We start from the raw sequence: 22,233 nt of genomic DNA on the forward strand, positions 1-22,233 counted from the left end.
CCAGTCTTTTTTTATTTCCTAAAAGATCGGTTTTCAGTACAGCGCCTGCCGCTTGGTGAGCGGAAACGCCGGGAGTTCGGTACGCGTCTGGGTCATCACGGCTTTGAGTTTGGCAACGATGTCGGGGTGCTGGGTCGATCCCCCATGTTTCGCTGAAGACCGCTCAGCGCGCAAAATTATTCCCAGGTACCGGATTCGGCGTAAAAATTGCTACCGAATCGCTATTTTAATGCGACCAAAACCCAGCAACTGGCTTTCATGAGCAGCGGTTCGGATTCACGTTCTTTTTATCCCGCATTCCTTTTGCGGCTCCTTCAGTTTCTTTTCGTCTGCCCCCTTTTCCGCTAACCAGACCGTTTCGATGGCGGCCCTAAAACCGCGCCGAACCGTCCGACGGCAGGCAGTTGATGTTGGGCCATACAATCAGTTTTTAGGTCAGATCCAATGCCGTAAGGGAACAATCAGATATCGTCTGGTAAACCTCCATTGCAGCGCGTAATAGGGTTTTATTGCGTTTGTCTATGAGGTAATTAACCGATGCGTATAGTGGTTAGAAAGTACTGATAACGTCCTACCTACTGAATATTTTTCAGACACATATTAAGGATTTTTGATTCAAAACGCAGTTCTTTGCCCCTTCAAATAGCTCCTTTTGTCCCACGAAGGTTACAACCTTTACCAGACGATATGGGTCCTGAAGGTAGTCTTTTTTTGTTCTTTTTCTCTTTCCCAAAAAATCCCTATTACGGTTATGAACCTGATTTTCGTGCTGACCGGCTTTGCTTTAATTCTTTTTATTCTTCCTGTTTTAATCTACCGACCGACGTTTGGGCCCAAGTGCCCGCACTGTAAACAGATGCACGCTCTGGACCGCCAACCCAGACCAGCCCTGGTGAAAGCCCTGTTTTTTTATATGCCTTCCCGTTATTACAAATGCCTGTTTTGTTTAAAGCGGTTTGTGCAGTTTCGGCTTGTAACGGTTGAATAAGCTCAACCGGCTCCCTGCGATTTGGGTGTAACCGCCTTCTGCGAAGAAGGAGCGCCGGTTACATTCAAGTTGCGCTGATAAACCTTACCGCCCGAGCGAACAAAGAGCGTACCGAGTTTTTCACCTCCGAACCACAAAGCCGTTACGGCTCCGCCCGGCGGGGCTAAAATGGCCCGAACCCGGCCGTTCTGGTCGCAGATCTGCACGCCGAGTGCCGTGGCCGCGTACAGGTTGCCGTTGGTATCAAACGCCAGACTGCCCACTTCTGCGGTATCTTCGTTGCCCGGGTTGTGCAGCCAGTACAGCCGCTGCTTGCTGGTCAGCGACCCGTCAGGCTCAATCATGTAGTCGTACAACCAGTGGGAGCCTCTGCCGCTGACAACCAACTGCCCTTTGTCGGGCGAAACCGCCAGGGCTGCCCCCAGGTTAGCGTCCCGATCCACCACCAGCGCCTTGCCTTTGGGAGGTTTGTACGAAAGCACTCCGCCCTGTACGGAATACCGATTCCCATCCGGCAGCAACGCGGTGTGCGGAGCAGTTGGCGGAACCGTGTCCGCGGTGACAACGGCCTGCCACCGGGCGCTGGTATCCAGCACGCTCTGGAGCGTGTTGTTGGCCGACCATCCGCTTCGGACGGGGGTGGGCCAGCCTTTCCAGAGCCAGCGCATGGCGTCCGCAAAAATTGCCGTGGCCTGTCGGGTGTCGTGCCCGCCCTCCTGCCATTGGTGCGTCACCTCGTAACCGGCAAAATTCAGGGCCGCTTCCATGTCGATGTTGGCTTTGAACCAGTTTCCAAACAGGGGGTTCCAGGTATCCCGGTCGTTGTCCTGCAAATACACCCGGATCGGCTTGGGCTCCGTTTTTCGGATCAGCACCGGATACTGGTCTCCGCCCCGCATTCCGATGTAGGTACCAATGGCGCTGAACACCCGGCTGAACAAATCGGGCCGTTGCCAGGCAGCGGTAAATGCGCAGATAGCCCCGCTGCTGGCCCCGGCAACGGCGCGGTCGTTGGGGTTGGTTGAGAGGTTGATGGCCCGGCCGTCGGCGGTTTTCTGTTTTCGAACGTCGGGCAAAATTTCTTCTTCGATGAAGCGCGCAAACCGGTCGTTGAGGTTATCAAACTCGTTGGTGCGGTTGTACCGCCGAACCGTACTGTCTTTGTTAAGAAGGGTGCCGGGCTGAATAAACACCCCAATCGTGACGGGCATTTGCTTCTGCGCGATCAGGTGGTCAAATACCGTCGGTGCGTTGAACAGAACACCGTCCAGGCACACAAACAGGCAGGCCGGTTGGTCGGGTCGGTACGCTTTCGGGACATACACCCAGTAGGAACGGCTGGTGCCCGGATAGAGCTTCGACTTCGGGAAATCCACCTTGAACACTTCGCCCCGCTGCCCGTCGGACAAAGCCTGGTGGGCGGGTTCATACGGATACCGTTTGTTGGACACATCCTGCGCCCAGGTGGTCGTCAGAAGCCCGACCATCAGCAGACTCAGTAAACCAAGTTTATTCATGGAAAGGGTTGGGTTATCGGACTCAGAAAATGCCGCCGGGGTGTTCGGTCGCTGGCTCAGACCCGAAGCTGCCCGTCCATCCAGAGGGCAATCGCCAGAATTACCGTCATGATGAGGGCAATCAGCACCTGCGGAGCCGTGAACAGAAAAGGCTTCTCCCCGTCGTCCCAGGCGGATGCGTTGCGAAAGAGCAGCGACGGAAAAAACGACAGATAAAACAGCCCCGACAGGAAAGCCGCCACCCAGATGGCCAGTTGCGAATCGCGCTCCGGATACTGGCCCCACAGCAACCATAGGGTTCCGACGCTGGCTATACTGATGGAAAATAACCACAAGGCGCTGTGGTAGCGGGCGTGGGGAAGCCAGTGCGGATTGAACAGGTGCGTCGGCGGCTTCCTGATGGCATCGAAATACCAGCCCCCCAGGGCCAGCGACACACTAGCAAACGAAATCAGCCATTTGACCAGCAGTAAGCTCATAGCAAAAGTAGGTGCGGGAAGTCTGCCTACAAACCTACGCGAAGCCGTCGTGGGAACCAAATTCCAAGCCAGTCTATCCATCCGTAACGAAGTGGCAGTCTCCTTTGCCAGACTGCCTTTGCTCCAAATTCTACCACCCTGCCGGGCGGACTGATTCGGCGGTACGACCGTTTGGCAATTCTCGGGCAAACCGTATTTTTGTCCGGCGCTCCACCAATCCGCCCCGCCCCTAGCCCATTGTATGTCAGGCCCTACCGTACTTCTCCAAAACGATACGCTGGAACTCGTTGTCAAATCGGTGGCCGATGCGGCCGTTGCCGATCTGCTTAAAACCGTCGTCTACGGATCGCACGGTATCCGGTACCGCCACGCCGGCCAGGAACTCAAAGTTGGGCTATTCAAGAACCCGCTTTATTTTCACCTGTACGTCAGCGGAACCCTCCGGGGCTTTTACTGCCTGGACCGGCGGACCGTACCGGGGCCAGCAGGACCGATTGATGCCTTTTACGGCCGGTATCTGGCCGTAACGGAAGCCTTTCAGGGGCGCGGCTACGGACGGTTGTTAAAATCGGAAGCCGTCCGTTACGTCGAAAACCAGGTTTCTCCGCCGTACCTTTTCTATTCGTATCTCGAAGAAAAGAATGTGCGTTCCATGCGGCTGTCGAAACAGCAGGGGTTTGCCTCGTACGGTCAGGTAAAGACCTTTGTGTTCCGCCGGTTATCCCCCCGGCCGGATTCGCGCGTCGCCCGGATTCCGGCGGCTGACTTGCCCGCTTTTTTACCCCGGCTCCGGGCCGCTTACCACTCCTACGCGCTCTACACCGACGCCCGGATTGGGTATCAGGGCAATTATTTCGGCTTGCAGGAAGGCCACGAGTGGGTGGCGGGGGTGCAGGCCAATCCCGTATCCTGGCAATTTTTAAACATGCCCGGCGCCAGCGGCTGGCTGATGATGCACGTCTTGCCCTACCTGCCGCGGCTGAACCGGCTGTTTTCCCCGGCCTACCGGTTTATTGCCCTCGAAGGTCTTCATCTCCAGCCGGGAAAGGAAGCCCTTTTGCCCCTGTTGCTGGAAGGTGTCCTGGCCCACTTTCAACTCAGCAGTGCCCTGATTCAAATCGACAGCCAGGACCCGTTACTGCCGACCGTCACCACCAACATGGGCCTGTTCAGCGGCTTCGAACCGGTGCATACGCACGTCATGATCAAAGCCCACGGGCTAACACCCGCCCAGTTGGAGCGGCTGCGACAAGCTCCCTTTTACAGCTCCTCCTTCGACTATACCTAGTAGGCCAGCCGCGCCGGAAGGAACTGGAATGAGCCGCGTTTTGTAGTTTCTGCGAGGCCGGTTCTGGACCCGGGCGGCATTCTGCGCCGATTTTCTTTCCGCATGGTGACACGCCAACAAATACGAGAAGATTTTCGGGCAAAGTCAATCCGCTCTTTTATTATTCCTGATCCTGTCCCAACTTGCCATTTCTAACTCAAATTTTCCATGTCAACTCCAACTTCTTCCGTGCGGGTTCTGGTTGTCGGCTGCGGCAACATGGGGGCTTCGCACGCCATAGCTTACTCCACCATCGACGGTTTCGAAATCTGCGGCATCGTTTCCACCGGCAAAAGCAAGGAAGTGCTGAACGAACGGCTGGGGGGTGGTTATCCGCTGTTCAGCGACCTGACCACCGCCCTTGAGGAAACCAAACCCGATGCCGTCTGCATTTCGACCTACCCCGACACCCACGAAGCCTTCGCCATCCAGTCGCTCGAAAGTGGCTGCCACGTTTTCATCGAGAAACCGCTGGCCGATACCGTTGAAGGGGCCGAGCGCGTGGTGGCAGCCGCCGAAAAAGCCGGTAAAAAAGTGGTGGTCGGTTACATCCTGCGTCAGCATCCCTCCTGGGAAAAATTCATCGAAGTGGCCCAGGGCCTGGGTCGCCCGCTGGTGATGCGGATGAACCTCAACCAGCAGAGCCACGGGTACATGTGGACGGTGCACCGGAACCTGATGAAAAGCCTCAGCCCGATTGTCGACTGCGGAGTTCACTACATCGACGTGATGTGCCAGATGACCCGGACCAAGCCCGTGCAGGTCAACGCCATCGGCGCCCGGTTGACGGAGGAAATTCCGGCGGGCAACTACAATTACGGCCAGTTGCAAATCCGGTTCGAAGACGGTTCAGTGGGCTGGTACGAAGCCGGTTGGGGGCCGATGATCAGCGAAACCGCGTTCTTTGTGAAAGACGTAATCGGGCCAAAAGGCTGCGTTTCGATTGTTGCCAAAAACGCCGGGGCCACCGGCAAATCGGACAATGTGGATTCGCACACCAAAACCGAGTCGCTGCGGGTGCATTACGCCCCCCTCGACGCCAACGACCAGTTTGTGCAGGAAGATACCTGGATCGACATGCAGGACGAGCCGGATCACCAGGAATTGTGCAACCGCGAACAACGGTATTTCCTGAAAGCCATCCGCGAAAACGTCGACCTGACCGACCACTTGCAGGATGCCGTCAACAGCCTCCGCATCGCCTTCGCCTGCGACGAATCCGTCCGGACGGGCCAGCCGGTGATGCTGTAAACCTTCATTTAAAAGACGTTGCCAATCCATCCGGACCGGTTTATCGGCAACGTCTTTTTTAGACTTCATCAACCATGAAAATCCTCTTTTTCGCCGTCGCCCTGCTGCTCGGAGCCCTTCCGGAACTAAAGGCCCAGGAAGCGACCAATCCCGAAAAACCCCGCATTTATGACCCCAAAGCCGACGCCCAGCAGGATATCCGGAATGCCGTGGCCAAAGCCGGTAAGGAAGGAAAACACGTGTTGTTGCAAATCGGCGGCAACTGGTGCGTCTGGTGCATCCGGTTTCATAACCTAACCCATTCCGACAGCACCCTGAACCGCCTGCTCAACGACAATTACGAAGTGCTGCGGGTGAACTACAGCCCGGAGAACAAAAACGAAGCCGCACTGGCGCAGTTGGGGTACCCCCAACGGTTTGGCTTTCCGGTTTTTGTGATTCTGGACGGGAAGGGCAACCGGCTGCATACCCAGAACTCGGCCTATCTGGAAGAAGGCAAGGGCCACAGCCCGAAGCTGGTCGCGGAGTTTTTGCAGCATTGGTCGCCGAAAGCGCTGGATCCCAAATCGTATCTTCCCAAAAAAAGCAACTGACCCAACCATGCGGTTTTCTGGCCTCCTGCTGCTGATGATTCTGTTAATAACCCGAACGGTTTTGGCTCAACAGGCGACGGAAATCCGGCGGTTTCAGTTGAAGGAAGTGAAGCAGGGCGTGGCCGTCGATGCGACGCATTTTTACGTGATCAACAACACCGCGCTGACCAAACACACGAAAACCGACGGCAAGCAGGTGGCCGCCTGGCGCGACACCACCGGTTTGCTCAAACACCTGAACAGTGGCGTCGTGCTCAACCGAAAACTGTACTGCGTGCATTCCAACTACCCGGACGTTCCGATGCTGAGTTCCATCGAAATTTTTGATACGCAAACGCTCCGGCACATCGGCACCCACAGCTTCGGAATGTACCCCGGCTCGGCCACCTGGGCCGATTTTCACCAGGGTTTCTGGTGGGTGGCCTTCGCCAACTATTCGGACAAAGCCTCGGCGGAAGGGCGCGACAACCGCTGGACGATGCTGGTGAAGTTTAACGAAGCGTGGGAACGGCTGGAATCCTGGGCTTTCCCGGCCAATGTGTTGCAGGCATTTGCGCCCAAAAGTACCTCGGGCGGCACCTGGGGCTCCGACGGTTTGCTTTACTGCACGGGCCACGACAAACCGGAACTCTACGTCCTGAAGCTGCCGGATCGCGGTTCGACACTCCGCTACGTCAAAACCATTCCGACCGTGAGCGAGGGGCAGGCGTTTGCCATCGACCGGAGCGTGAAAAATAAGCTGGTTCTCTACGGCATCACCCGCCACGACAACTTCGTGATTGTATCGGAAGTAACGTCAAACTAGCTTTGACCCGTCTAAGGCCATCGTGGCCAAATCCAATTCCGGCGTTTCAAATCAGGTGGTCATTTTATCAATTCATACAGGGCATGTTGCCGCCCATGCCACTAGGTCTTGAACCGAGCGTACCGGATAAGCTAGTTTTGTTGCATCCAAACAACAAACAAGCTAATGAACGCTCTACCTTCTCTGAAAGCCTTATCGCTGGCGGCCCTCTTCCTGATGGGTTGCGCCAGCACCCTCACCTCCTGCAAATCAGCCGGTCCGGAGCCCGATGGCGGGACTCCGGGCAGCGGATCTGGGCAAGCTGGCTCCGTGGTTGGCAAAGTGACGGACCCCCAGGGCAAACCGCTGCCCCGCGCAACGGTGTATGTCGCCAGCGCCCTCGGGGTAGACCGCGGTGCCGAAACCAGTACCAATTCAGACGGTATGTATAAAATCCAGTTGGCCAAAAATCTGGGCCATTGGACTACCAAGGGGTACATTCTGAAGCAGTATAACGACCGGGTCTATAAAATCCAGCTTGACCCCGAAAACCCCGACAGCTTTTCGGAAGATGAAAAACCCGTTCGGAATTTTCAGTGGAAACTAACGGGCCACATCCCGGACCTGAGCCTGGACCTGTACTATGGCGGCACCGCCGAGTTGCACCGCGATCCGAACGCTTATGAGTTGGAGCACGATAAAGTCGAGTTTACCTTCAAACCCGTTGGGCCGCTGATCGACGGTTCAACCGGTAAAACGCTGAAACTCCAGACCAAAAAGCGCTACGATGATTTCATCAAAGATATTCCCATCGGTCGCTACACGGTCACGGCCACCTACAAACCCACGGGTGAACAATTACGGCTAATTGACGCCTTTGGTGATGATTATGACTACAAGGAATCCGTTACCGTAGATTTCCTGGGCACCGAATCAGCCGTCCGCTCCAATACAATGGGCATTGGTTACACCAACCGGCATTAATTGCTTCTCAACAGACTCCTTTACCAGCCGCTCCGTCCCTCCCGACGAGCGGCTTTTTCTTTTGGGCTAAGGCTCCTGAACTAAGACGGTTTCTTATCCGGATGATCGCCCCCCTGACGGATGAATCAATCGGCGTCGGCCCGCTCAATGATTTCTTCCGTTTCCTGCAGATCGTCGCGTTCCGGCTGGGGCGTTTCGCGGGCTACGGGTTCCGGATCGTAAACCAGCGCGATCAGGATCGGAAAATGGTCCGAACCGCAATTGGGCAGTCGGCGGATTTTACGCAGTTTGAAGTGGTGAGAAACAAAAATATGGTCGAGGGGCCAGCGCATAAAGAAATACCGGGCGTGGAAGGTGTTGTACAGCCCCCGCCCCACCCGCGGATCCAGCAGCCCGCTGATGCGCTGAAAAAGCCGGGTTGTATGCGACCAGGCCACATCATTCAGATCACCCGCGACAATCACCGGCCCCTTCTGATTCCGGACTTCCTTGCCCACCACCAGCAGTTCGGCATCGCGCTCGGTTGAGCGGTAGTGCTCGGTCGGGCTGGGCGGCATCGGGTGGATTCCGTAAAAATGGACCAACTGACCCGAAGCCATCTCCAGTTGCACGTAGATAGACGGGATGTCGTCCTGAATCAGAAACCGGACCTCCTGGTGACGGATGGGCAGCCGGGAATAAAACAACAGGCCGTAGGTATTTTCGAGCGGATGCAGAATTTGGTAGGGGAACGAGGTTTCGAGCGGCTGCATGGCATCCTGCCAGCGCTGGTTGGCTTCCAGAATCATCACGACATCGGGTTCGTATTTCTGCACCAGTTTGAGCACATCCGGGCAGTGGGTGTTATCCATGTACACGTTGGCGTTCAGAATCCGGATCAGGTTCTGCTCTTTTTCACCAGCCTTCCGTTTGCGCAAATACTTAACCTGCTTGCGGTGCAGGGGGGTAAACGGGTAGATCAGCCAGCCCTCGTAGAGCATGGCCACCAGCAATCCTCCTACCGCCACCATCATCGGCCAGTCGGTATTTCGGCTGAATACCGCCCAGCCCAACAGCCCCAGCGCCGAGAGCACCGTCAGTTGCAGGTGCGGGAAATCCCAGATGCGAATCCACCAGGCATCAACCCGAATGAGGTGTATGAACGAGATGGTAGTGATAAATAATGCGTAACCAATCAAAATGTACTCAATGTTGCTCATTTCAGGTACCAAAAACACGGTCGACGACAATTCCTGAGCAAGATAGAGCATTCTGGGTAAACTTTATTTCCCACTTAATAACACGCGCCGTTGTAAATAAAAAGTTAATACGGCCGGTCGCCGGAACGCCAATCGGTAGGCCGGTTGGGCAAAAACAGCTTTGCCCGGTTTAGCAAGCAGCAACCGGCGCAACCGTTTTTTGTGGGGCCGGGACTTTTCATAACCCACCAGCATCATTGCGCAAAGTGCCAGGGTAGTGAACAGGAACCAACGGACTGAAAAAGGAGCGTAGGTGGACAGTGTAGCAGGTTTAGCATTCATGACGGTATTTGTTGTTAAGGACGGCGCAGTCAATTGGCTGATCGACGGAACAAAGGTAGCGCACCGGGCGGCTGGCAGGCTAACACGGTTGTAACATCGTTTAGCACGGATGTAACGTTTGCCGAAAAATGTCTTAAAAGAAGCCGTAAGCCCTTTTCAGGCCCTCGGTCCTTTGCGCTCCGTGTAGTAATCGCAATACTCCCGCAGCACGCACTGGTGGCATTTGGGATAACTCCAGGTGCACACCCGCTGGCCATGCCAATAGAAATGTTTGTGAAAGTTGAAGAGCACCAGCGCATCCTGCGGCAGGTACGCCAGCAGAATGGCGTGGGCCTTTTCCGCGCTGACCTTCGGGCCAATGATGCCCAGCCGCTGCGTCACCCTGTGAACGTGCGTATCGACGGGCAACACCGGTTTTTGAAAATTAAACAGCAGCAAAAGCGTGGAGGTTTTGAGCCCCACCCCCGGCAGAGCCGTCAGCCAAGCCATCGCGTCGTCGGTGGTCATCTCCCGCAGGAAGTCAATGTTGGCTTCTCCGCGCTCGGCGATGATGCGGGCCAGGATTTGCTTGATGTAAGGCGCTTTCACTTCCGGGTAATTGGCGGTCTGGATGGCGTCGGTCAGGTCTTCCACCGGGGCGTCGCGGATGGCTTCCCAGGAACCGAAGCGCTCCCGCATCCGGCGAAACGCCGTCACCTCGTTGGCGTGCGTGGTCCGGTGCGACAGAACCGTGGCAATTAGCTCGTGCATCGGATCGAGCCGCGCGTAAATTTCCTGTATACCGTAGTGCTGGTTGAGAATTTCGTGCACCAAAACCGTCTTCTGGGTCGCATCCAACGTTGTCATTGAAAAATGATTTTTGTCAGAACAACCCAATGTTGATGGACTTGGTTAAATGTCATCGTATTTTTATGCTTTCATACCGTGCACGATCCGATGACGACCGCTTTAGTTACGAGATATTTTTCCCTTAGTCTTCTTTGCCTGCTGGCGCTGGCAGGTCTGGCCCAAACCCCGACCCAAACCATTCGCGGAACCGTCACCGACGCCAGTCAGGGCCGCCCGCTGGCCGGAGCCTCCATACAACTCCAAAATTCCGGCTCAGCCAACGCGGGAACAACTACCGACGACCAGGGCCGTTTTCGCCTGACCAACGTGCCGGTAGGCCGTCAGCAGCTCAGCGTTTCGTTTGTGGGCTACGAACCAACAATCATCAACGAGATCCTGGTGGAATCCGGCAAGGAACAGGTACTTGATATTCAGCTGCAACCCGGGGTTCAGCAACTGAGCGAGGCCACGGCCATCGGCACCCGCACCGACCGTAACCTCAGCACCGAATACATTACCACCGAACAGGTCCTGCGGTTTCCGGCCACCTACCTCGACCCGGCCCGGCTGGCCACGGCTTACGCGGGCGTGGTGAATGCCTACGACGGCACCAACAACATGTCCGTCCGGGGTAATTCGCCCAACAGCCTCATCTGGCGGCTCGAAGGCGTTGAAATTGTAAATCCCAACCACCAGAGCAACGCCGGAACCATCGGCGACCGCCCGACGGCTGCGGGCGGGGGGGTCAACATGCTGAGTGCGCAACTGCTCGGCACCACCCGGTTTCTGACCGGAGCCTACACGCCCGAATACGGTAATACTGTCGGGGGGGTGCTGGACATGAGCCTGCGACCGGGCAACAACGAACGCCATGAATTCATCGCGCAGGCCGGTTTGATTGGTCTGGACCTGGCCGCGGAAGGGCCAATTTCGAAGCAGAAAGGATCGTCGTACCTGGTCAATTACCGGTATTCGTTTACCGGGTTGCTGGGGGCAATGGGTGTTTCGTTCGGCGGGGAAGACATACGGTTTCAGGATCTGTCGTTCAACCTGACCTTTCCCAACCGCAAAGGAGGCCGATTGACGGCTTTTGGGGTCGCCGGAAACAGCAGCAATGATTTTGTGGCCAAAGCCACCGAGGAGCAAACCGAAGACAAAGACCGCAACAACATTTCCTTTACGACCCGCATGGCCGCCGGGGGCCTGACCCTGACCCAGCCGCTGGGCACGCGTCTTTTATGGAAAACCGCCCTGGTTCTGTCGGCCAACAACAGCAGCCGCGAACAAAGCTTTCCGGGCGACGCCCGCTTCCGGGCCAATTACGAAAACGACGACCAGAACGGCGCACGGTACACCCTGACGACCTCGCTGAACTACCGGATCAACGGAAGAAACAGCGTGAAAGCCGGCCTTTACGTGACCCGCGCCGAAAACTCCCTGGAACTCTGGCGCGCCGACCGGCCGCTCCTTCCCAACCCGCCAACGGGTATGCTGATGACGGGTTCGCTGGCGGGCTGGATGATTCAGCCGTATGTCAATTACCAATGGCTACCCGTTGATAACCTGACGGTTAATGCGGGCTTATTCTACAACAGTTTTACGTATAACCAAAGCCAGTCGCTGGAACCACGCGCTTCCGTCCGCTGGGAACTGCTACCGGGCAAAGCCGTGACGCTGGCCTACGGGCTGCACAGCCAGCAGCAACTGCCGCAGGTGTATTTGTCGAAAAGCGCCTTTCCGATGCCGCCCACGTTTGACAACCGCTCCCTCGATTTTACCAAAGCCCACCACGTCGTTCTGGGGTATAGTCACCAGTTTGGTCCGGATAGTTACGGAAAGATTGAAGCCTACTCCCAGATGCTGTTCGACGTGCCGGTCAGTTCGCTGGCGGGCCGCACGTTTTCGGCGCTGAATGTCATCGAAGCCTACGTCAACGAACCGCTGACCAACGCCGGGAAGGGCCGCAACCGGGGTATCGAACTAACGCTTCAGAAATACCTGGCCAAAACGTATTACCTGCTCGCGTCCGGTTCTGTGTACGATTCGCAGTACCAGGCCACCGACGGCATCTGGCGCGATACGCGGTTCAACGGCAAGTTCACCAGCAACCTGACCGCCGGCAAGGAATGGACCCGCAGCCGCGAAAACCGCAGCCGCATCTGGGGCCTGAACGGACGGATTACCTACGCGGGCGGTTTCCGCGACCGCACCATCGACGTGGCCCGGTCGCAGCAGCAGAGCACCACGGTTTACACCAGCGATGACTTCAACGTGCAGCTCCCGGCTTATTTCCGGACCGACCTGCGGATTTACTGGAAAAAAAGCAAAACCCGGTACAGCCGTACGCTCTCGCTCGATCTGCAAAACCTGACCGGCACCCAGAATGCCGCTTACAGTTATTTCGACGCGTATCAGGGGAAAGTGGTTCAGAAGTACCAGTTGGGTCTGATTCCGATTTTAAATTACCGTTGGGAGTTTTAACCTGGATTGACCATGAATTTCAGCCTAAAAACGTTTTTCAAAAGTCTAATAACGACGGTGGTCCTCTTTGCGGGGATTCACGCGCTGATCCAGTTGGGGTATCCGTTGCTCAAAGGCAGGCCGTTTGACGAAGCCTGGGCCGACTACCGATTCCCGTTTTTAGCCATCCCCCTGGCCGTGGGGGTAGCGCTGCTCCGGCAACAGAAAGAGTAGCGGTTCACGTGTTTTTTGACTAGCTGATCCAGGTGTACACAATTAGCCAGGGAAGCCAGGTGGCATCCCTGGTTTTTTTATAGATGGCGAATTTTCCCTGCCGGCCGGAGTGGCTGTAAAAAATGCCCAGGGAATTGTCGCGGATGAAAACGGGGATTGAAAAACCGCACCAGTTATCGTTTCCCTTGTTTTTAAACTTCGCCCAGGTACGCCCTTTGTCGCGGTAATAGATCGTTTTCAGGCTATCGGCCGCCCGGACCGTTTCCGTTTCCAGCAAGCGGCTGTAGTCTTCCGCCGTTCGTGGCTTAAGCAACTCGCTGGTAATGAATTGACGTTCGAAATCAGTCAGGACCAGCATCCGGTCCGGTTCGTGGTAGTGCTTTTCCTCCGACCGCAGCGTATCGGCGTTTAGCGCCCCGACAAGTTGCTGGATCGTTGATTCACTCAGTTTGGTAAAGACAAACTCGTCGAAATTACGCAGGCTGTACTGAACCAGTCTTTTGGCTTCGGGGTTCTGTTCCTGCGCCCGGGCAGCCAGGTTAGCCAGAAGCAGCAGGAGAACGTACATCGGTTTCATGGTTTTGCAAGTCGGAGTTTGCGGGCGGATTTGCCATTTATCCTAACATTTTACCATAAAATCGCGGTCTACGCAACACAAATAGAATAAAATCGGGTTTACACCCATACCGCTTATCTTTGCCCGCATAAGTCCGTCTACGGATTAATGAGAAACAAACACACATACTCTTCCTTGTTCCACCGGCTGTTTTGCCTGCTGATGGCTTTCTACGTCATTAACCTCAGCATCGATGCACCCGACTACAGCCGGGTCGATGTATACGGTCAGTACCACGACGATTTAACCATCAACGAAATTGAAAGCGTTGGCGAGCTGGTGCTGGAAAAGTGGCTCGGGCTGACCGATGTTATTCCGGAGCACGACGAACCGGACGAAGACGGCACCCTGACCAAATCCTTTTTCATGTGGCTGCTGCCCGCACCAACGGTCTGTTACCGGTTTGCCGTAACAATCAGCGATTATTTACCGGTTTCCATTCCTTTTACCGCCACTCTTTACCACTCCATGACGGCCGAAGTCCTGGCGCTTCCACCCGAGGAAAACTGCTGCTTCTGACGACATCCGGCCCCTTTTCCCCGACCGCCCTCCGTGTCCGGACGGTTGTGAAGAGTTAGCGGCCCTTTTTCCAACTGATTCACCAAACGCTGGTTACGTTCGCAAACCGCCGTTACGGCCCGGTTTACCCCTATTTTTCTAGTCTTATGATTGTCAATGTTCTTATTACGCTCCTGTTGGTCGCGTTGAACGGTTTTTTTGTGGCGGCCGAATTCGCCATTGTGAAAGTGCGGTCTTCGCAGCTGGAAATGAAAGCCCTGGCGGGCAATCCCGCAGCCCGGCTGTCGGTGCAGATCGTGGCCAACCTGGACGGTTATCTGGCGGCAACCCAACTCGGCATTACGCTGGCCAGCCTCGGCCTGGGCTGGATTGGCGAACCGGTGGTGGCCGCGTTGCTCTCCGCGCTGTTCGACCTGGTGGGGCTGCAACTGAGCGCCGAAACCGCTCACCAGATTTCCCTGCCGGTGGCTTTTACGCTGATCACCGTGCTCCACATCGTTTTCGGCGAACTGGCCCCCAAATCGCTGGCGATCCAGCGCGCGGAGTCCACCACCCTGGTTATTGCCTATCCGTTACAGGTTTTTTATTTTCTGTTTCGCCCCTTTATCTGGGTTCTGAACAACATTGCGGCCCTGCTGCTGCGCGGTTTTGGGATTGAAGCCGCCCACAGCAGCGAAGTCCATAGCGCCGATGAGCTGAAATACCTGGTCCACCAGAGCAGCGAAGAAGGCCACATTGAGGACAGCAACGACGCCACCGACCTGACGCTGGTAGAACGGGCTTTTGAATTTTCGGAGAAAACCGTGCGGCAGATCATGGTTCCGCGTACTCAGATGTTTGGAATCGATATCAATACGTTCAGCGAAGCAATGCTGTATGAGCTGCTGCAGGAACGGTATTCGCGGGTGCCCTGCTACCAGGATGATTTTGACACCATTCTGGGCGTGATTCACCTCAAAGAACTGCTCATTGCCCTGCACCAGTCGCCCAAGGTTGATATCCATCAGTTCATCAAACCGGTTATGTTTGTGCCGGAAACCCGTCGAATCCGGCCCCTGCTGAAAGATTTTCAGCGGCAGCGTCGGCAGATGGCCATTGTGGTCAACGAATACGGCGGCACCGAAGGACTTATCACAATGGAAGATATTCTGGAAGAACTGGTGGGCGAAATCCAGGACGAATCTGATGAGGAGGTTCCGTTTGTAGAACAAAAAGCGCCGGGAACGTACGTGGTTCAGGCCGCAAATCCGCTGGATGAAATCAACGCATTTTTGCCCCGCCCGTTGCAGAAAGCGGGCGATTACGAGACGCTGGCCGGTTTGCTGCTCCACGAATTTGGCCGGCTGCCCGACGTGGGCGAAACCGCAGTTTTATCCGACTACGAAATGACGATCCTCTCCAAGCGGGGTCCCGCCATTGAACGGGTGCAGCTCATCGACCGGGTGGAATAACCGGGTGGCTACCTGCACCCATTTTGCTATAAAAAACAAACAGCGGCCTTGAGGGGCCGCTGTTTGTTTTTGAAGAGTATTTAAGCCTGCGTTACCGAACCCGGACGAGCTGATAGTGCTTAACAAACTGCCCCATCCGAACCTCCAGGCTATATACTCCATCGCCAAGCTCCTCGCTCAGACGAATGACCTGCTCGGCGGCTCCGTCGGTACCCTGCCAGACCCGGCGACCGGACAGATCGTAGAGTGCCAGCGAAACCGGACCGGCGGGTTTGCCCACCACCCGGACCGTAAAGGAGTCGGTAAAAGGGTTGGGGAAATACACCACCCGTATCGGCTCAGTGTCCGGCTGGTTCTGGGTAGACAGGCGTCCTTCAGCGGTTTTTACGAGTTCAACCAACGGTTCTCCCGCTGTTGTACGGGCTTCATTCGATGGCTCGGCAACGGCGCTAACGGTATTGCCAACGCCCTGACCATTGAGCGCTACAGAAGCCGTTCCGCCCTGGCCCGAATGCAAAACCGTGAGCGTTGCCGTTTTGCTGCCCACCGACGAGGGTGTAAAGTTGATCGGTATCGTCACGCTTTTGCCAACCGGAATCACAAAGGGAAGCGCAAACGGAGCCTGAAACGAAAACTCCGTACTACCCGCCAGTGAAATATTTGACAGCAAAATAGCCTGGTTGCCGCTCGTGTTCGTCACGGTAACCCCCGCCCCCTTGGTTGTTTTGGTCGTGACCTGCCCAACCGTCACACTGGCAGGCGCATTGAGCTGGCTTTGGGTTAGGGGCCTTCCGGTCGGGTTTGTGGGGCTTGTTCTGGCGTACACCTCCTGAGAAGAAAGGGCCGGAGTACCACCCTGGGCGCCACTGCCCGCTACCACGTAAAGAGTTCCGTTGTTGGAAATGGCCTGACTTGCATGCCGTGATTGTTGTAAGTTAGCCAGCCGGCGCCACATCCCCGTCGCGGGGTTCAGCACTTCGGTTTCCTGGTGGGCCGCAGGCTGCGGACTTTCCCCACCGATGACAACCAGTTCATTGTTCAGAACTACGGCAGCGGCCCCCGCCCGCGGGGTCGGAATCGGTTCGGACAGGGTAGTCCACTGGCCCGACTTGAAATCGTACACATCCACCTCCGGAACCGTAAGCATGAAGGTCTGCCCCGTATTGGCGGAGGTTCGTCGACCCCCGGCCGCATAGAGTTTATCACCCATGATAACCGCCTGAAAGTGATCCCGCGAATGGGGCGCATCCGGCAGGGTTCGCCAGGTGTTGGTTGCCGGATTGTATTCGTCGAACCAGGCTACATACCCATTATTGTGGCCTTTGGTATTGCCTCCCACCAAATACAATTTATTATCGTAAACGGCAAGGGCGGCACTGCCACGCCGTCGGGCAGACGGAATTTCGGGACCTTCCAGCCATTTGTTTCCTTTCGGGTCGTAGATGTAAATCCGGGGAACCGATGGTTCAGCGGGGTAAGTGCCGGTAAGCGCTCCCGCTACATAAACCAGTCCCTCGAGCGTTACGGCCTGAAAATGATGCATATCAATGGGCGGAGCAGCCGCGTTTGTCCAGCTCCGGGCCACCGGGTCGTAGACCTGTACGGGTTTTATCCCGCGTCCTCCGATCAGGTAAAACCGGTCTCCGGCCTGCACGTAGCCATTTTCAAGCCGCGCCGTCGGTTTCCCGGTCCGGGGGGTAACCGCCCGCCAGGATCCCGTGCCGGTGGCCCGGGTGATCAGCATCAGGAAACGGTCACTGACGCTTCCGCCCCGACCGTCGCTGGCCGTTACCCTAATGATCAGACTGAGCGGACTATTGGAGGGAGGCATACCCCGGAAACGGCGGGTTGCCCCGTCAAAGCTGAGCCAGGCGGGCAGGGCCGAATTGTCCCACAGCGTGGCGGTATAGGTCAACGGGTCTTCGTTGGGGTCGCGGAACGTGTTCTCATCAATAACGTAGCTAAACGTTGACCATTCCGTTGCCCGCTGATCGGGTAAGCGCTTTGTTTGCACCGGCGCCCGGTTGGGGGGCGCCGTGGCCGCCACCACCTCGATGGCGTTAACCTTGGGATTCTGGGCACTGCCTGCACTGAAGACCACCGTCAACGTGCCGTCGGTGACATTCACCCCCAGCGTTTCCTGCACAGCCTTGAGCGTGCCCCCCGCTTTCTGAGCAATGTCATACTCGGTCAAGCGCCGAACCCCCTCCACATCCACATGAAACTTGCGGCTGGCGGTGCCATCGATGACTTTGCCAAACGTCTCGGCAAAGTGCAGAATCACGTTGTAGTAGCCGTTGCTGACGGGCACGTTATAGCTGAAGTTCCCGTAACGCTCGGTTTGGTAAAGCGCGTCATCCACCGTGTTGTCGATCGGCACATTACCCGCATTGCTCGTACCGCCCCCCGTAAAGTTGGCATCCGCTCCGAACGGCCGACCGTCCGCCATCTGGAAAGCCGGACCGCCCGCATTGATGCGTACCCCCGGTGTGATGGCCGGATTAACCAGAACGCTAAAGACCCGCTGGGCCGACAGGGCTGGCGAACCGCTATCAGTTGCCTTAATGGTCAGGCTGAAGGTGCCCGTGGTGGTGGGCGTCCAGCTAAAGGCGCCGGTGCTGGCGTTGATGCTGGCCCCGGCTGGACCGCTGACGCTGTAAGTCAATGTCTGGGCGGGCGCATCGCTGTCGCTGGCCTGGGCCGTCAACGTCAACGCCTGGCCAATGTTGGCGGTTTTGTTGCCGATGGCCGCCAGTACCGGAGCCGTGTTAGCGGGGGCCGAGGTATTGATTACGAAGCTGTCGCTAACGCTGCCCCCCTGTCCGTCGCGGGCCGTCACCTTCACGGTCAGGTTTCCCGCACTGGTGGGTTTACCGCTGAAGGTGCGGGTGCTGGCGTTGAAACTGAGCCAGGCGGGCAGGGCCGAGTTGTCGCCCAACGTGGCGGTATAGGTTAGCGGATCACCGTTGGGATCGCTGAAAGCCGTCGCACTGAATGTAAATGAAAAGTCTCTTCCGAGGGTGGCATTCTGATCGGGTAGCGCCGAGGCTACAACCGGCGACTGATTGGGGGGTGCCGTGGCCGCCACCACCTCGATGGCGTTAACCTTGGGATTCTGGGCACTGCCTGCACTGAAGACCACCGTCAACGTGCCGTCGGTGACATTCACCCCCAGCGTTTCCTGCACAGCCTTGAGCGTGCCCCCCGCTTTCTGAGCAATGTCATACTCGGTCAAGCGCCGAACCCCCTCCACATCCACATGAAACTTGCGGCTGGCGGTGCCATCGATGACTTTGCCAAACGTCTCGGCAAAGTGCAGAATCACGTTGTAGTAGCCGTTGCTGACGGGCACGTTATAGCTGAAGTTCCCGTAACGCTCGGTTTGGTAAAGCGCGTCATCCACCGTGTTGTCGATCGGCACATTACCCGCATTGCTCGTGCTGCCCCCTGTAAAGTGGGCATCCGCCCCAAACGGCCGGTTGCCGGAAGCGGAATAGGCCGGGCCTCCTGCGTTCACCCGAATACCGGCGGAAGCAGCCGGATTAACCAGAACGCTAAAGACCCGCTGGGCCGACAGGGCTGGCGAACCGCTATCAGTTGCCTTAATGGTCAGGCTGAAGGTGCCCGTGGTGGTGGGCGTCCAGCTAAAGGCGCCGGTGCTGGCGTTGATGCTGGTCCCGGCCGGACCGCTGACGCTGTAGGTCAATGTCTGGGCGGGCACATCGCTGTCGCTAGCCTGGGCCGTCAACGTCAGCGCCTGGCCGATTATCGCCGTTTGATTGGTAATGGCCGACAGTGCTGGGGCGGTGTTGCCGGCATTATCTTTTGTCACCCGAATTCGGTCCCAGGTGGCGGTAAACGGTGTGGAAGCCAAGCTGGTGGAAATAAGACCCACCGCCAGGGCGGGCGGGCCCTGAATGGCCTCCAGCAGCTTCCCGCCAACCTGAATGGGTAACCCCAGATTAGTAATCGTTCCGCCGTCTTTCGCGTATTTGGGCTGCACCATTCCCGTCGCCGGGTTAACCGACAAATACAAATCCATCGTACTGCCGGGCAACCCACCCGGCAACGAATACCGGGTGCTGTTTTCGACGCCGTTGTTTTCGTACAGCACTTCAATGCCTCCCGTACCACCGTCGGCCCCCATCACAATTTTCAGGTAGTTGTCCTGATCACCAATGCCGATGTATTGGCCCAGCGCCTGCCAATATTTCGGCGTTTGATTGTTGAAAAAAGGACCCAGCAGCCGGGTCTGCACCGTAAAGGGACCCGTATTTTTATCGGTGTTGATCCCAAACTGAAACCCGTTCTCCTGGTTGTTCAGCGCCTGGTGGGCATCGCCGGGGGTGGTGTTGACGACCGAAAAGGCCCCCACGGCTCCACCGGCAATCAGGTTGTCTTCATCAAACAAGTCCAGGTAGTTGATTCCCGTCTGGTTGGGCAGCATCAACCCCGTGAAGCCCAAGCCGAACAGACCCGTGCCCGGATCGTTATTAAATAATTCGTAGTCGATCGGCAGGTTGGTATTGGTCCCATTGCTTGCATCGAGCGCAAAGTAGTCGACATCGTCGTTCAGCCCGTCGTTGTCATCGTCCGGATCGTTAAGATCCGACAACTTGTCGCCGTCCGCGTCGCTGGGCCGACTCGAAATCGAACAGGGATTACTGCCATTGTCAATTTCATCGGCATTGCTGTAGCCATCCCCGTCGTCGTCAAACGCCGTGCTGTAGGCCGCCGAACAGTTCCCACCACCGCCTTCGGGTTCGAAAACGTAAATCTGATTCTGCAAATAACACACCACCCAGACCGTACCGGGAAAGATGTCATTGTCGCCCTGAGCGGTGATGTCCAAGGGCTGCGAACCGAAGTTGGAAGCAAACGGCAAATCCAGGTTCTTCTTCTTGGCTCCCCGGCTGTTGGTCACATCGGTACCAGCCTCATTCAGGGTGATTTTCTGAATGGTCCCGTCGAAGGAAGCCACCAGCAGGTTGCCTTTCAAGCCGTTGTTGAACCCCGAAGCCGTGTACTCCGTAATGCCGTTGGTAGAGGCCACAAAGGTCAGTAAAGCGCTGTTGGTTTCCCCCGGATTCTGAAAGTCCCCCTCAATGGGGTGCGCCATGCTCAGGGGCACCGGCGGCCAGTCCGATGGCAACGGGTTAGCCCCGCTCGTGCTGGTGCGCCACACCCCGCTGGTGCCGTTGTGGGTGTACAATCCCGCCCCCGCCGGGTTGGCCCGGATCGGGTGCGGATGCCCTCCGTAATAACTGCCGGAAACGTACGAGCGAAGGTCGCCCACGTAGTGGAAGTTGTCCAGGTTGTTCACCTTTGGATCATTCGGGCCGGGGCCCGTCGAGCCCGGCTCGCCGGCCACGTAGTTGTTGGTGGCCGTACCCACCCCCTCACTGGCCGGATGACCGCCCCAGCCCGGGTTGGCCCCGTTGTCGGTCACGTACATCTTGCGGGACCGGGTGATCACCAGATCATAGGCGTTGCGAAACCCGCTGGCAAACACCTGCACCGGACCACCGGGTACGATCTTAGCCTGATTCAAACCGTCGTTGCCCCCGAACGGATCGTTGGCGTCAGGGTTGCCTGGCCGGTCGGGGTCATCCAGCGTGGGCAGGTCATACTTGTAAGCCGTGTTGCCACTGCCCCTGGTGGGCAGCGCTTCGATCACCGCCAGGTCAATCGACAGCACACAGGCCGCCAGGGCATACTCGGGCGTGTAGGCAAAGTTGGTCGAGGGAGACCCCGCGTTGGTGTGCCCCCCCACCACCAGGTAGAGCCGGGTGCCGTCCAGCTGCAAGCCGTTGGTGGCGTGGTTCTCCTCGGAGCGGGGCAGCCCCCGCACCAGGTCGACCTTCACCCAGCCCGTGGTGGTTTTGGTCAGCTTGGAGACGATGCCCGAGTTGGTGTCCAGGTTCAGATCGCCTTCGGGTCCGCCGATGCGGCTGTCGCTGGAGGAGACGTAGAGGATGGGGCTGCTGGCGGTGCCGCTGACCAGCAGGCCGGTGACCTGTCGGGTGGTGACCGCAGGGGCCAGCGAGCCGTCGTCGTTGTGGTTGGGGATGGTGTTGATGAGGCTGATGGTCTCCTGGCTGGCGATGGCGTAGTCGTTGGGGCCGTTTTTGACGATGGTCAGGACCTTGATCAGGCCGTTCTGCTGGGCCACGTAGAGTCTGCCGTCGGGTCCAAACTGCAGGGAGGTGGGGTTTTTCAGGCCGGCGGTGATGTCGAGTCGCCCGTTGCGGTCGCCCTTCAAGAGGCTGGACTTGAAGTTAAAGCCCGCATTTTTGACCTGCTCTTTGGAGGGCTTGGCCTTGACCAACTTCTTGGTAAGTTTGTAGAGGCCCTGAAATAAATTTTTATCCGGGCCTTTTTTTTGACTCCAGGCCTCCGTTGAACTTAAAATGGTACTGATCAGGAGTCCCAGGCAAATCTGTCGGATCACCACTTGAATCTGCGTAAACGTATGCTTCATACTCGTGTTATAGATGGGATAGGGAAATGAATACCGAAATGCGGGCAATAGAATTTTGTGCTGCACAAACAGCATAAAATCAGATTCATAAGGCTCTTACGTTCGAGAGCTTGGTATTCGCGGAAAACCTTTGAGGTAATCGGGTTTACAACGCGCTCTTGCTGACTGGTTTACGGGCTTACAGGCTTATGAGCCAGTTAA

The 22,233-nt window shown here is 56.8% G+C and carries 16 protein-coding genes; 9 read left to right on the top strand and 7 right to left on the bottom strand.

Annotation, left to right across the window (positions count from 1 at the left end; genetic code table 11):
• Positions 1-33: 33 nt before the first annotated feature.
• The 3 genes from OQ371_RS22760 to OQ371_RS22770 all read right to left on the bottom strand — a co-directional run bounded on the left by OQ371_RS22760 (position 34) and on the right by OQ371_RS22770 (position 2,984).
• On the bottom strand, positions 34-174 hold the full coding sequence (locus tag OQ371_RS22760) for a hypothetical protein (protein WP_265990629.1): 141 nt from the start codon (positions 172-174) through the stop codon (positions 34-36).
• Between the two features lie 816 nt (positions 175-990).
• Positions 991-2,505 carry an alpha/beta hydrolase-fold protein gene (locus OQ371_RS22765; RefSeq protein WP_265990630.1) on the bottom strand — a complete coding sequence of 505 codons (1,515 nt, stop codon included), beginning with the start codon at positions 2,503-2,505 and terminating at the stop codon, positions 991-993.
• A 56-nt stretch (positions 2,506-2,561) separates the two neighbouring features.
• Entirely contained in the window at positions 2,562-2,984 is a 423-nt protein-coding gene (locus OQ371_RS22770) for a hypothetical protein (RefSeq protein WP_265990631.1), read from the bottom strand.
• A gap of 241 nt (positions 2,985-3,225) precedes the next feature.
• Between OQ371_RS22770 and OQ371_RS22775 the strand changes: the two genes are divergently transcribed.
• The 5 genes from OQ371_RS22775 (at position 3,226) to OQ371_RS22795 (ending at position 7,923) form a co-directional block, all read left to right on the top strand.
• Entirely contained in the window at positions 3,226-4,272 is a 1,047-nt protein-coding gene (locus OQ371_RS22775) for a GNAT family N-acetyltransferase (protein WP_265990632.1), read from the top strand.
• A 207-nt stretch (positions 4,273-4,479) separates the two neighbouring features.
• Positions 4,480-5,562 (top strand): Gfo/Idh/MocA family protein, encoded by a 1,083-nt coding sequence (locus OQ371_RS22780; RefSeq protein WP_265990633.1) that lies wholly within the window; start codon positions 4,480-4,482, stop codon positions 5,560-5,562.
• Between the two features lie 74 nt (positions 5,563-5,636).
• Positions 5,637-6,155: a thioredoxin family protein gene (locus OQ371_RS22785; protein ID WP_265990634.1), complete on the top strand. Its 519-nt coding sequence runs from the start codon at positions 5,637-5,639 to the stop codon at positions 6,153-6,155.
• Between the two features lie 7 nt (positions 6,156-6,162).
• The gene (locus OQ371_RS22790; RefSeq protein WP_265990635.1) at positions 6,163-6,960 is read left to right on the top strand and encodes a hypothetical protein; all 798 of its coding nucleotides are present in this window, start codon (positions 6,163-6,165) and stop codon (positions 6,958-6,960) included.
• Between the two features lie 165 nt (positions 6,961-7,125).
• Positions 7,126-7,923, top strand: coding sequence for a carboxypeptidase-like regulatory domain-containing protein (locus tag OQ371_RS22795; protein WP_265990636.1), 798 nt, complete (start codon positions 7,126-7,128; stop codon positions 7,921-7,923).
• A 125-nt stretch (positions 7,924-8,048) separates the two neighbouring features.
• Here the strand turns inward: OQ371_RS22795 and OQ371_RS22800 are convergent, their stop codons facing one another.
• Positions 8,049-9,173, bottom strand: a complete 1,125-nt coding sequence (locus tag OQ371_RS22800; RefSeq protein ID WP_310586593.1) for an endonuclease/exonuclease/phosphatase family protein — start codon at positions 9,171-9,173, stop codon at positions 8,049-8,051.
• Positions 9,174-9,599: 426 nt separating this feature from the next.
• Positions 9,600-10,289, bottom strand: coding sequence for an endonuclease III domain-containing protein (locus OQ371_RS22805; RefSeq protein WP_265990637.1), 690 nt, complete (start codon positions 10,287-10,289; stop codon positions 9,600-9,602).
• A 90-nt stretch (positions 10,290-10,379) separates the two neighbouring features.
• Here OQ371_RS22805 and OQ371_RS22810 point away from each other — a divergent pair, with 90 nt between their 5' ends.
• Both OQ371_RS22810 and OQ371_RS22815 read left to right on the top strand, forming a co-directional pair.
• Positions 10,380-12,752, top strand: a complete 2,373-nt coding sequence (locus OQ371_RS22810; protein WP_265990638.1) for a TonB-dependent receptor — start codon at positions 10,380-10,382, stop codon at positions 12,750-12,752.
• Positions 12,753-12,764: 12 nt separating this feature from the next.
• On the top strand, positions 12,765-12,965 hold the full coding sequence (locus tag OQ371_RS22815) for a hypothetical protein (protein ID WP_265990639.1): 201 nt from the start codon (positions 12,765-12,767) through the stop codon (positions 12,963-12,965).
• Positions 12,966-12,984: 19 nt separating this feature from the next.
• Here OQ371_RS22815 and OQ371_RS22820 read toward each other — a convergent pair whose 3' ends face one another.
• Positions 12,985-13,542 (bottom strand): hypothetical protein, encoded by a 558-nt coding sequence (locus OQ371_RS22820; protein ID WP_265990640.1) that lies wholly within the window; start codon positions 13,540-13,542, stop codon positions 12,985-12,987.
• Between the two features lie 147 nt (positions 13,543-13,689).
• Between OQ371_RS22820 and OQ371_RS22825 the strand changes: the two genes are divergently transcribed.
• Positions 13,690-14,100 carry a hypothetical protein gene (locus tag OQ371_RS22825; protein ID WP_265990641.1) on the top strand — a complete coding sequence of 137 codons (411 nt, stop codon included), beginning with the start codon at positions 13,690-13,692 and terminating at the stop codon, positions 14,098-14,100.
• A 146-nt stretch (positions 14,101-14,246) separates the two neighbouring features.
• Entirely contained in the window at positions 14,247-15,551 is a 1,305-nt protein-coding gene (locus tag OQ371_RS22830) for a hemolysin family protein (protein ID WP_265990642.1), read from the top strand.
• A gap of 91 nt (positions 15,552-15,642) precedes the next feature.
• Here OQ371_RS22830 and OQ371_RS22835 read toward each other — a convergent pair whose 3' ends face one another.
• Positions 15,643-22,032, bottom strand: a complete 6,390-nt coding sequence (locus tag OQ371_RS22835; protein ID WP_265990643.1) for a putative Ig domain-containing protein — start codon at positions 22,030-22,032, stop codon at positions 15,643-15,645.
• Between the last annotated feature and the right edge of the window lie 201 nt (positions 22,033-22,233).

This window comes from Larkinella insperata, from assembly GCF_026248825.1.
Taxonomy (GTDB): domain Bacteria; phylum Bacteroidota; class Bacteroidia; order Cytophagales; family Spirosomataceae; genus Larkinella; species Larkinella insperata.

Coding starts and splice junctions, on each gene's coding strand:
- OQ371_RS22765 (WP_265990630.1), bottom strand. CDS start 2,505: ATGAATAAACTTGGTTTACTGAGTCTGCTGATGGTCGGGCTTCTGACG.
- OQ371_RS22770 (WP_265990631.1), bottom strand. CDS start 2,984: ATGAGCTTACTGCTGGTCAAATGGCTGATTTCGTTTGCTAGTGTGTCG.
- OQ371_RS22775 (WP_265990632.1), top strand. CDS start 3,226: ATGTCAGGCCCTACCGTACTTCTCCAAAACGATACGCTGGAACTCGTT.
- OQ371_RS22780 (WP_265990633.1), top strand. CDS start 4,480: ATGTCAACTCCAACTTCTTCCGTGCGGGTTCTGGTTGTCGGCTGCGGC.
- OQ371_RS22785 (WP_265990634.1), top strand. CDS start 5,637: ATGAAAATCCTCTTTTTCGCCGTCGCCCTGCTGCTCGGAGCCCTTCCG.
- OQ371_RS22790 (WP_265990635.1), top strand. CDS start 6,163: ATGCGGTTTTCTGGCCTCCTGCTGCTGATGATTCTGTTAATAACCCGA.
- OQ371_RS22795 (WP_265990636.1), top strand. CDS start 7,126: ATGAACGCTCTACCTTCTCTGAAAGCCTTATCGCTGGCGGCCCTCTTC.
- OQ371_RS22800 (WP_310586593.1), bottom strand. CDS start 9,173: ATGCTCTATCTTGCTCAGGAATTGTCGTCGACCGTGTTTTTGGTACCT.
- OQ371_RS22805 (WP_265990637.1), bottom strand. CDS start 10,289: ATGACAACGTTGGATGCGACCCAGAAGACGGTTTTGGTGCACGAAATT.
- OQ371_RS22810 (WP_265990638.1), top strand. CDS start 10,380: ATGACGACCGCTTTAGTTACGAGATATTTTTCCCTTAGTCTTCTTTGC.
- OQ371_RS22815 (WP_265990639.1), top strand. CDS start 12,765: ATGAATTTCAGCCTAAAAACGTTTTTCAAAAGTCTAATAACGACGGTG.
- OQ371_RS22820 (WP_265990640.1), bottom strand. CDS start 13,542: ATGAAACCGATGTACGTTCTCCTGCTGCTTCTGGCTAACCTGGCTGCC.
- OQ371_RS22825 (WP_265990641.1), top strand. CDS start 13,690: ATGAGAAACAAACACACATACTCTTCCTTGTTCCACCGGCTGTTTTGC.
- OQ371_RS22830 (WP_265990642.1), top strand. CDS start 14,247: ATGATTGTCAATGTTCTTATTACGCTCCTGTTGGTCGCGTTGAACGGT.
- OQ371_RS22835 (WP_265990643.1), bottom strand. CDS start 22,032: ATGAAGCATACGTTTACGCAGATTCAAGTGGTGATCCGACAGATTTGC.